The organism is Actinomadura sp. KC216, from assembly GCF_004348535.1.
GTDB lineage: Bacteria > Actinomycetota > Actinomycetes > Streptosporangiales > Streptosporangiaceae > Spirillospora.
On record NZ_SMJX01000034.1, the window covers coordinates 33,615 to 43,172 of the forward strand.

Below are 9,558 nucleotides of genomic sequence, written 5' to 3' on the forward strand. Positions count from 1 at the left end.
GGTGACCGACGACGTTCCCGCCGAGGGGATGCCCCCCGCTCCGCGGTTCAGCCTGGACGTCCGGCCGGGCAGCTTCTGGGAGCGGCTGGCCCCGACCGACCGGCAGGCCCTGCGCGCCATGGGCCGCCGCACCGACATCCCGCCCGGCGGCATGCTGTGCCACCAGGGCTCGGTCGCGCCCGCCGTGTACGTGGTGTTCAAGGCGTCGCCGCGCGCCGCCAGCAACGCCGTCGCCAAGGAGTTCGTCGACTCCAGCGACGGCGACGAGTCGATCATCGACCTGTTCGGGGCCGGGGATCTGGTCGGCGTTCTCGGCCCGTGGGGGCACCCGCAGCGCGGCACGGTCGCCGCGCTCGACCACGTCGCGGCGCTGCGCGTCGACCGCCGCAAGTTCCGCAGCCTGCTGGCCGCGAGCCCGCAGGTCGCCGAGGCGATGATGCACGCGATCTCCGAGAGCGTCACCTTCGGCGGGCGGCGGCACGCGGTCCGGGCCGCCGACCATCCGCAGCGGCTCGCCTACCACCTGCTGGAGCTGGCGCACCGGTTCGGCGAGCCCACCTCCGGGCAGGGCACCCGGATCCCGCTGAAGCTCAGCCAGGCGGAGCTGGCGAACTGGGCGGGGATCTCGCGCGAGACGCTGGTGCGATGGTTCCGGCTGTGGCGCTCCAGGGGCATCCTCGACCGCAGGCCGCGGCCGCTGACCGTCCTCGACACCGAGCGGCTGCGCCGTGCCGCGAGCCCCTGGGGGGACGAGTGGCCCGCCGCCGAGCACGAGCCCGCGCGCGAGCCCGAGGAGCCGGAGGAGCCCGGGGCCACCGCCGGGATCGCGGCGCGCGAGCCGGTGCGCCTGGCGGGCGGCGGGACGCCGGAGGTCCTGCTGCCCCCCGACAACCCTTACTTCGCGGGCCGCGCGATCAGCCTCGGGAAGCTGGACCTGCTGGTGGGCCAGTCCGAGTGGCCGCGCGCCGTGATCGTGCAGGGGATGGCGGGGGTCGGCAAGACGACGCTGGCGCTGCACTGGGCGCACCGGGTCGTCGACCGGTTCCCCGACGGCGTCCTGTTCGCCGACCTGCGCGGTACGCGGCGCAGCCCCGTCACCCCCGCCGAGGCGATGGGGCAGGTACTGCGCGCGGCGGGCGTGCCCGGCGACCAGCTTCCGCGGACGGAGGCCGAGCTCGCGGCGCAGTGCCGCTCGCTGCTGGCCGACCGGCGGATGCTGCTGATCCTCGACAACGCGTCCCGGCCCGAGCAGATCCGGCCGCTGCTGGCCGCGGCGACGTCCGGGCTGGTCGTCGTGACGAGCCGGCGGCGGCTGCCCGACCTGCTCGAAGGCGCCGACATCCGGACGCTGGAGCTGGGGGAGATGGCGACGCAGGAGGCCGTCGACCTGATCTCCAACGTGCTCGGGCCGGGGGACGCCCGCGTCCGGGACGAGCACAAGGCCGTCGTGCGCCTCGCCCGAGAATGCGGCCACCTGCCGCTCGCGCTCGGCGTCATGGCGGGGCGGCTGGCCGAGAACCCCGGCGAGTCCATCGCGGCGACCGTCCGGCAGCTGGCCGAGCGGGACGTGCAGGACGCGCCCGGCCTGACCGCCGCCGGGCTGAGCGAGGGCGCCTCGCACGGCGCGTCCGGGCCCGGGTTGCAGGCCGTGCTGAGCCCGACGTTCGACGTCGCCTACCGGAGCCTGCGCGGTGACCAGCGGGAGGCGTTCCGCAGGATCGGCTTGATCACCGGCCCCGACTTCACCCCCGCCGCGCTCGCCGCCTTGCAGGACCGGACGGTGGACGAGGCCCGTGAATGCCTGGAGGGGCTGCGGCAGGCGTATCTCGTCCAGGACGTGCGGCCGGGCCGGTACCGGATGCACGACCTGCTGCGCGAGTTCGCCCGCGAGCGCGGCCTGCGGGAGGACTCCGACGGGGAGCTGATGGCGGCGCAGCGGCGGCTGCTGGCCGGATACCTCGCCGAGGCGCGCGGGGCGGGGGCGGCGCTGGCGACGCGGCCCCGCCCGGCGGTGCACCGGAGGGAGGCGCGCAGCCGCCCGTCCACGCCCGCCGAGCGCGTGGCCGGGCTCGCCTGGTTCGAGTCCGAGCGGCGCAACCTCGTCGCCGCCGTGCACCAGGCCGCGCGGCTCGGCCTGCACCGCACGTGCTGGGAGCTGGCCGACGCCCTGTTCGACTTCCAGGAGTTCCGGCGCTACAGCGAGGACAACATCGCCGTCCACCAGGCGGGCCTGCACGCGGCCCGCACCGAGGAGGACTGGGCGGCGGCGGCCGTCATGCTGCACAACCTGGCGATGGCGCATTTCGAGCTGGGCGGGTCCGTCCAGGCCATCGGGTACGGGGAGGACGCGCGGCGCGGGTTCCGGGCCGTCGACCCGCCCGACCGGTACGGGGAGGCGGTCACCTTCGCGACCCTCGCCGACGTGCACGTGGCGCTGGGCCGCTACCTCACGGCGATCGACCACGCGCAACGGTCCCTGAGCATCCACGAGCAACTGCGCGACGAGGGAGGGGACCAGGGGGACAGGGGAGTCGCCAAGGCCCACGACACGCTCGCCCGCGCCTACCTGGGCCTCGGTGACTACGAGAAGGCTCTCTACCACGCCGCCAAGGCGCTGAGCGTGCGGCGCCGTGTCGACGACCAGCCCGGTGTGGCGGAGACGCTCCTCACCGTCGCGCAGGTCCACCGGCGGCAGGGGAACGTCCACGAGGCGGTGTCGCACGCGCTGGAGGCCCTCTACATCCGGCAGGAACTCGCCGACATGCACGGCGCCGCGCAGGCGCTCACGGAACTGGCGCGCATGAACGCCGCGCTCGGCCTGCGCGACATGGCCCAGCAGGACGCCGAGCAGGCCCTGCGCACCTACCGCGCCTTGGGCGCACGCCACGGCGAGGCCCGCACGCTGACCACGCTCGGCATGCTCATGTGCGACGCCACCAGGTTCGCCGAGGCGTTCACCTACTGCGGGCAGGCGCTGCGCCTGCACCGCGACACCAGCGACCGGCACGGCGAGGCGGAGGCGCTGGCGCAGATCGGGATCGTCCACTGGCGGCTCGGCCGGTACCGGGAGGCGCGCGAGCACCTGCTGCGCGCCGTGGAGATCCGCCGCGAGATCGGCGACCAGCACGGCGAGGCCCACGACCTGGAGCACCTGTCGGTCGTCATGCGGCGCCTCAGCCGCCACCAAGAAGCGTTCGTGCTGGGGCTGGAGGCCCTGGACCTGTGGCACCAGCTCGGCGCGCAGGGCGGGCTCGCCGGGACGCTCGGCAGCCTGGCCCGCACCTACTCCCACCTCGGCCTGCCCGAGGACGCCGAGCGCGCCGCACGGCAGGCGCTGAAGATCCGCGAGGACGGCGGCGACTGGTACGGCCTCGGCGTCGGCAAGGACACCCTCGCCGCCGTGCTCCGCCGCGCCGGACGCCCCGAAGAGGCCCTGGAGCGGGAACTGGAGGCACTGCGCTACCTGCGCGAGGTCGGCGACCGGCACTCCGAGGGCACCGCACTCGTCCACCTCGCGGTGATCCACCTCGACCTCGGCCACGCCGACGAGGCCCTGGAGACCGGACGGCTCGCCCTGGACCTGGCGACCGAGCTGGGCGACACCCGCGAGCAGGCGTACGCGCTGCACACCATGGCGCGCGCGTCGCAGCTGCTCGGCAAGCACGCCCGCGCCGTCGAGCACGTCAACGCCGAGATCGTCATCCGCCGCGACATGGACGACCAGCGGGGCCTGCGCCGCGCGCTGGAACTGCTGCGCGACTCCCATCTCGCGCTCGGCGACCGGGCCGCGGCCGACGACTGCGTCCGCCGCGTCCGCGCCCTCGACAGCTGGCTCGAATCGGACCGGTCGCTCGATGTGTGACACCAGCACGCCAAGACGTGTGACATAAGCCCTACGACATGTGACATAAGACCTAGTCCATCGGCGCAGCGCCGCGTTCACTGGACCGTGACGGACCGCTGGGGGCCTGTCCCGGCCCGGGTTCGGCGGAGGAGGCGAGATGGAGACCACCCGGTTCTGGGACGTGCTGCCCGCGCGCGCCCGGGAGGCGCTGCTGCGGGCCGGTGCCCCGGTGGTGATCAGGCCGGGCGCGTTCCTCATGCGCGAGCACACCCGCGCGTCCCAGGTCTTCGTGCTGCGCGCCGGCGCCGTGAAGGTGTGGGTGGACCGCGACGGAGACATGGCCATCCTGGACGTCCTCGGCCCCGGCGACCTGGTCGGGGAGATGGAGGCCGTGGACGGCGGCGTCCGGCACGCCAACGTCGAGGCGGTGACCCGCGTGGAGGCGCTCGTGCTGCCCGCCGCGCGGTTCCGGGCCGTCCTGGACGCGCATCCCGGCTCGGTGTGGGCGGTCGCCGCCGTCCTGTCCGAGCGGCTGCGCGACTCCAACGACATGCGCGTCGCGCACTTCCCCGACGACCCCGAGCGGCGCCTCGCGACCCGGCTGCTGCGCCTGGTGTCGCGCTTCGGCTCCCCGGTCAAGGAGGACCGCCCGGACGGCGCGGCCGTCCCCGACGGCGTTCCCCTGGAGCAGGACGCCGTGCTGGACGAGGGCGGCGTCCAGGTCAGGGTGCCCGTCTCCCAGCAGGACCTCGGCCGCTGGGCCGGCATGGGCCGCCGGAAGGTCGCGCAGATCCTCGCCGCCGAACCCGTCCGCGGCGGGCTGACCGTGGCCCGCAACTCGATCGTCGTCCGCTCCGTCGACGCGCTGCACCGCCTCGCGGGCCACGACACCGACTAACCGTCCGCCAGCCCCCGCCCACCGCCATTCAATGGACGAGCTCCGCTCGACCGACCTCTAGAAGCCCGTGGTCTCGTGTGGCCACGGGGGCGGGACCGGCAGCGGCCCGTCCGGGCGGAGGCTCACCCCGGCGCCGTCGGAGCGGCCGCTCAGCCAGCCGAGCAGCGCCCGCCCCGACCCGGACGCCTCCGGCCCGCCGGGCGCCCAGCCCAGGTCGGCGGACTCGCCGGAGTCGGTCGCGGTGATCCGGAGCCCGGCGAGCTCCCCGCGGAGCTTCTCGGAGAGCGCGGTCATGTCCGTGAGCGTCCTGCCGAGCGCCCACCGGACGTAGGGCTCGGGCCAGTCGGCGGGCCCGTACCCGGCGGCGAGGTCGACGTGGTGCGCCTCCACCTCGTGCCAGCGCCGATACAGCACGTACCAGGCGGGATGCGGCCAGCCCTGCATCGCCTTCACCGGCACGTTCCACGCGTCCTCGGGCATCGCCCTGGCCTGCTCGGTGAACCGGGCCTGCGTCGCGCGGACGTCCTCGATCAGCTCGTCGCGCCCGCGTCCCGCGCCCGCCTCCAGGTCGGCGTTGCGGGCGTCCAGGCTCGGGTACTGCGGGATCTCCACGCCCGTCCGCGCCCATTCGAGGAGGTTCCACAGCGAATCGGCGTTGCGGGCGATATGGGTCGCCACATGGCCGCGGCTCCACCCCGGCAGCGCGGACGGGGCGCGCAGATCCCGGTCGCCGAGTTTCGACAGCGTCCCGACGATCCGCTCCACGCCCGGACCCAGCTCGTCGATGACCTCGCGCCATGCCGGCCAAGCCATGAGACCCTCCCTCGCCCGGAAAAGAGCCTCCATCCTGTCGCACGCGTCCGCGCCGTGTCACACAATGGCGATCATGGAGCATCCGATCTGCCTGACCTGCGGTGTCCAGTACGCCGGGCCCCGCCCCGACTGCCCGATCTGCGAGGACGAGCGCCAGTACGTCGGCTGGGACGGCCAGCGCTGGACGACCCTGGACGAGCTGCGCGCCGACCACCGCGGCGAGGTCGCCGAGGAGGGGCCGGGCGTCGTCGGGATCGGCTGCGAGCCGCCCACCGCCATCGGCCAGCGGGCCCTGCTGGTGCGCGCGCCGTCCGGGAACGTCCTCTGGGACATGATCACCTATATCGACGACGACCTGGTGCGCCAGGTCGAGGAGCTGGGCGGCGTCTCCGCCATCGCGATCAGCCATCCGCACTTCTACGGCAGCATGATCGAGTGGGCGCACGCGTTCGACGCGCCCGTCTACATCCACGAGGCCGACCGCCGCTGGGTGGCGCGCCCCGACGACGCCGTCGTGTACTGGACGGGCGACACCCACGAACTGGCCGACGGCCTTACCCTCGTCAACGCGGGCGTCCACTTCGACGGCGGCCAGGTCCTGCACTGGCGCGACGCCCGCGCGGTGTTCTCCGGCGACATCCTCCAGGTCGTCAACGACCGCGACTGGGTCAGCTTCATGTACAGCTACCCGAACCTCATCCCGGAGCGTCCCCGGACCGTCCGCCGCGCCCTGCGCCTGCTGGAGCCCTACGACTTCGACCGCGTCTACGGCGCCTGGTGGAGGAAGATCGTCTACACGGACGGCAAGCAGGCCGTCCGGCGCTCCGCCGACCGCTACCTCGCCTACGCCCTCGACGACGAGTAGCTCACACCGGCAGGGCACGCGGGGGCGTTCCGGTGGCGGGTGGTGTTCGAACACGTGTACGGTGCGAGAGTGCCGCCCGGACGGGCGGGGAGCATCGTGAAATGCGGCGGCGACCGCCGCTGTTATGGCCTCGGGGGATTCTGTCGCACCCCCTGGCTAGCCTTGAGACCGACGTGTCTCTCCCCATCGCCGCGCCCAGAAGAGGAACCGGAAGAACGCCGTGCATGACCGACTCATCGTGCGTGGAGCACGCGAGCACAACCTGAAGGACGTCTCGCTCGACCTCCCGCGGGACTCCCTGATCGTGTTCACCGGTCTGTCGGGTTCCGGGAAGTCGAGCCTGGCGTTCGACACGATCTTCGCGGAGGGCCAGCGCCGGTACGTGGAGTCGCTGTCGGCCTACGCCCGCCAGTTCCTCGGGCAGATGGACAAGCCCGACGTCGACTTCATCGAGGGCCTGTCCCCGGCGGTGTCGATCGACCAGAAGTCGACCAGCAAGAACCCCCGGTCCACGGTCGGCACGATCACCGAGGTGTACGACTACCTGCGGCTGCTCTACGCGCGGATCGGCCACCCGCACTGCCCCGAGTGCGGCCGCCCGATCAGCCGGCAGGCGCCGCAGCAGATCGTCGACCGGGTGCTGGAGCTGGAGCCCGGCACCCGCTTCCAGGTGCTCGCGCCCGTGATCCGCGGGCGCAAGGGCGAATACCTGGAGCTGTTCCGCGAGCTGCAGTCCAAGGGCTACTCGCGCGCCCTGGTCGACGGCGAGATGATCCGCCTGGACGAGCCGCCCAAGCTGAAGAAGCAGGAGAAGCACGACATCTCCATCGTCGTCGACCGGCTCTCCGTGAAGGACTCCGCCCGGCAGCGGCTCGCCGACTCGGTGGAGACCGCGCTGGGCCTCGCGGGCGGCACGATCGTCCTCGACTTCGTCGACCTGCCCGAAGGCGACGAGCACCGCACCCGCATGTACTCCGAGCACCTCTACTGCCCCTACGACGACCTGTCGTTCGAGGAGCTGGAGCCGCGGTCGTTCTCGTTCAACTCGCCCTACGGCGCCTGCCCCGACTGCACCGGGCTCGGCACCCGCATGGAGGTCGACCCCGAGCTCGTCGTCCCGGACGAGGAGCTCACCCTCGGCGAGGGCGCCATCCAGCCGTGGTCGAACGGGCACGTCAGCGACTACTTCCTGCGGCTGCTGTCCGCGCTCGGCGACGCCATGGGCTTCGACCTCAACACGCCGTGGGACCGGCTGCCCGCCAAGGCGCGCAAGGCGATCCTGGACGGGCACGAGACGCAGGTCCACGTCCGCTACAAGAACCGCTACGGCCGGACGAGGTCCTACTACACCTCCTACGAGGGCGTGATCCCGTACATCCACCGGCGCCACGCCGAGTCCGAGAGCGACTCCAGCCGGGAGAAGCTCGAGGGCTACATGCGCGAGATCCCGTGCCCGACGTGCGAGGGCGCCAGGCTCAAGCCGGTCGTGCTCGCCGTCACCATGGGCGGGATGTCGATCGCCGAGGTCGCCGCGATGCCGATCGGCGAGGCCGCGAAGTTCCTCCTCGCGCTGGAGCTGAACGAGCGCGAGACGCACATCGCCGAACGCGTCCTCAAGGAGATCAACGCGCGGCTGGGGTTCCTGCTCGACGTCGGCCTCGACTACCTCACCCTCGACCGTGCGTCCGCGACGCTCGCGGGCGGCGAGGCGCAGCGCATCCGGCTGGCGACGCAGATCGGCTCCGGGCTGGTCGGCGTCCTGTACGTGCTCGACGAGCCGTCCATCGGCCTGCACCAGCGCGACAACCACCGGCTGCTGGAGACGCTGATCCGGCTCCGCGACATGGGCAACACGCTGATCGTGGTCGAGCACGACGAGGACACCATCGCCGCCGCCGACTGGATCGTCGACATCGGCCCGCGCGCCGGCGAGCACGGCGGCGAGATCGTCGTGTCCGGCACGCTGGACGAGCTGAAGAAGTCCGAGCGCTCGCTGACCGGCGCGTACCTGGACGGGCGCCGCGAGATCGCCGTCCCGGAGATCCGCCGCCCGCGGACCCGGGGCCGCGAGGTCACCGTCAAGGGCGCCCAGCAGAACAACCTCCGCGACGTCGACGTGTCGTTCCCGCTCGGCGTCCTCACCGCCGTGACCGGCGTGTCGGGCTCCGGCAAGTCGACGCTGGTCAACGACATCCTCTACAACGCGCTCGCCAAGAAGCTGAACGGTGCGAAGACCGTCCCCGGCAAGCACAAGCGCGTCAACGGCGTCGACCAGCTCGACAAGGTCGTCCACGTCGACCAGTCGCCGATCGGGCGCACCCCGCGCTCCAACCCGGCGACCTACACCGGCGTGTTCGACCACATCCGCAAGCTGTTCGCGCAGACCACCGAGGCGAAGGTGCGCGGCTACCAGCCGGGCCGGTTCTCCTTCAACGTCAAGGGCGGGCGCTGCGAGAACTGCTCCGGCGACGGCACCATCAAGATCGAGATGAACTTCCTGCCGGACGTCTACGTCCCCTGCGAGGTCTGCCACGGCGCCCGCTACAACCGGGAGACCCTGGAGGTCCACTACAAGGGCAAGACGATCTCCGAGGTGCTCGACATGCCGATCGAGCAGGCCGCGCAGTTCTTCGAGCCCGTCACGGCGATCCACCGGCATCTGAAGACGCTGAACGACGTCGGGCTCGGGTACGTCCGGCTCGGCCAGCCCGCGCCGACCCTGTCGGGCGGCGAGGCGCAGCGCGTCAAGCTGGCGTCGGAGCTGCAGAAGCGCTCCACCGGCCGGACGATCTACGTGCTGGACGAGCCGACCACCGGCCTGCACTTCGAGGACATCCGCCGGCTCCTCGGCGTCCTGAACGGCCTGGTCGACAAGGGCAACACGGTGATCGTCATCGAGCACAACCTGGACGTCATCAAGACCGCCGACTGGATCATCGACATGGGCCCCGAGGGCGGCTCCCGCGGTGGCACCGTCGTCGCCACCGGCACCCCCGAGGACGTCGCGGCGGTCGAGGCGAGCCACACCGGCCAGTTCCTCGCCAAGCTCCTCTCCTGACCGGCGGCCGGTTCGGGACACGGCTTAAAAATCATCCGGAACGGCTGAACCGTCCGGGTGGGCGGGGCCGTGTTGTGGGG

At 72.7% G+C, this 9,558-nt stretch carries 5 protein-coding genes; 4 read left to right on the top strand and 1 reads right to left on the bottom strand.

The annotated features are described in order from the left end of the window. The first annotated feature begins 1 nt into the window (after nt 1). Both E1264_RS08735 and E1264_RS08740 read left to right on the top strand, forming a co-directional pair. The gene (locus E1264_RS08735) at nt 2-3,862 is read left to right on the top strand and encodes a tetratricopeptide repeat protein (protein WP_132171438.1); all 3,861 of its coding nucleotides are present in this window, start codon (nt 2-4) and stop codon (nt 3,860-3,862) included. A 139-nt stretch (nt 3,863-4,001) separates the two neighbouring features. Beyond that, nucleotides 4,002-4,742: a Crp/Fnr family transcriptional regulator gene (locus tag E1264_RS08740; RefSeq protein ID WP_132171441.1), complete on the top strand. Its 741-nt coding sequence runs from the start codon at nt 4,002-4,004 to the stop codon at nt 4,740-4,742. A gap of 57 nt (nt 4,743-4,799) precedes the next feature. Here the strand turns inward: E1264_RS08740 and E1264_RS08745 are convergent, their stop codons facing one another. Beyond that, a complete protein-coding gene (locus E1264_RS08745) occupies nt 4,800-5,555 on the bottom strand; it encodes a maleylpyruvate isomerase family mycothiol-dependent enzyme (RefSeq protein ID WP_132171443.1) in 756 nt (251 codons plus the stop codon). A gap of 73 nt (nt 5,556-5,628) precedes the next feature. Here E1264_RS08745 and E1264_RS08750 point away from each other — a divergent pair, with 73 nt between their 5' ends. Continuing rightward, nucleotides 5,629-6,420 (top strand): MBL fold metallo-hydrolase, encoded by a 792-nt coding sequence (locus E1264_RS08750; protein ID WP_243710827.1) that lies wholly within the window; start codon nt 5,629-5,631, stop codon nt 6,418-6,420. 220 nt (nt 6,421-6,640) lie between these two features. Continuing rightward, complete coding sequence (gene uvrA, locus E1264_RS08755; RefSeq protein WP_132171447.1) at nt 6,641-9,478, top strand: excinuclease ABC subunit UvrA; 2,838 nt, start codon at nt 6,641-6,643, stop codon at nt 9,476-9,478. Nucleotides 9,479-9,558 lie beyond the last annotated feature (80 nt).

What these genes read in the sequence shown, in the direction of transcription:
- E1264_RS08740 (WP_132171441.1), top strand. Translation starts at nt 4,002, where the DNA reads ATGGAGACCACCCGGTTCTGGGACGTGCTGCCCGCGCGCGCCCGGGAG.
- E1264_RS08745 (WP_132171443.1), bottom strand. Translation starts at nt 5,555, where the DNA reads ATGGCTTGGCCGGCATGGCGCGAGGTCATCGACGAGCTGGGTCCGGGC.
- E1264_RS08750 (WP_243710827.1), top strand. Translation starts at nt 5,629, where the DNA reads ATGGAGCATCCGATCTGCCTGACCTGCGGTGTCCAGTACGCCGGGCCC.